Source organism: Paracoccus litorisediminis (assembly GCF_009711205.1).
Classification (GTDB): Bacteria; Pseudomonadota; Alphaproteobacteria; order Rhodobacterales; family Rhodobacteraceae; genus Paracoccus; species Paracoccus litorisediminis.
Map to the genome: position 1 here is coordinate 1 of NZ_WMIG01000068.1, position 802 is coordinate 802.

Consider the following 802-nt stretch of genomic DNA (forward strand, 5'->3'; position numbering starts at 1 on the left):
GGGTCGCGGTCAAACTGGCCGCCATTACGGCGCTTATTGTCGATGGATGCGTCTGTTGCGGCCGGTCCAGCTTTGATTGTGACGCCGCATGACCCAGGGACCGATCTGCACATTGAGGAAATCGCTGCGATCATAGCCGTGCAGTTCCCAGTCGATCATCACCTCCTCTGGCGAGCGGCGGGTCCGGTAGGTCAGTCGATCGTCGATCCAGACGGCCGTTTCCGCCTCGGCAGGGGTCAAGATCGCAGTTTCGATGCCTCGGCGTACGGCCGGGTTCAGGTCAAATCCCGAGCCGAAGGTGATCGAAATGCGCAAGCTCGCTCTCGCGGCTCGGGGAATGAACTGGTTCAATCAAATACCTCTCGTCGTAAAGATGACATCGGGCTGTTCCGAAGGTTTTTCCCTCCCGGATTAACTGGTCAAGCCCCGGGAAGTTTCAAATTTGCTATATCGGTCTTTCGATATTTGCTGCGCCTCCAAGCCAGCCTTGCCCCTGACCGCACGTGAATAATCGCGCCTGCGCGATTCCCTGGGACCACCGGGACCGGATCTGTTACCGCGCTGATGACCGCATCATAGCGTCAATAAATGAAAATTCACCCCCACTTGTGGCGGATAAATTCCTCACCCCCAGCGATGGCAGCGGGTGGATGGTCGCGAGGTGGAAAACTCGGCCGTCAGCCAAGACCTGTCCGCCACTATCACCACATCCGCCGGGAATGACCCTCGGTCGACATGATCGCGGATCACCGGGTTGCGGCTGCAGGAACGCCGCCTTCTGGCGACATGTGTGGGGCCGCCC

At 59.1% G+C, this 802-nt stretch carries 1 protein-coding gene; it reads right to left on the reverse strand.

The features are described from left to right. Nucleotides 1–33: 33 nt before the first annotated feature. Nucleotides 34–351, reverse strand: a complete 318-nt coding sequence (locus GL300_RS26075) for a hypothetical protein (protein WP_155042582.1) — start codon at nucleotides 349–351, stop codon at nucleotides 34–36. Between the last annotated feature and the right edge of the window lie 451 nt (nucleotides 352–802).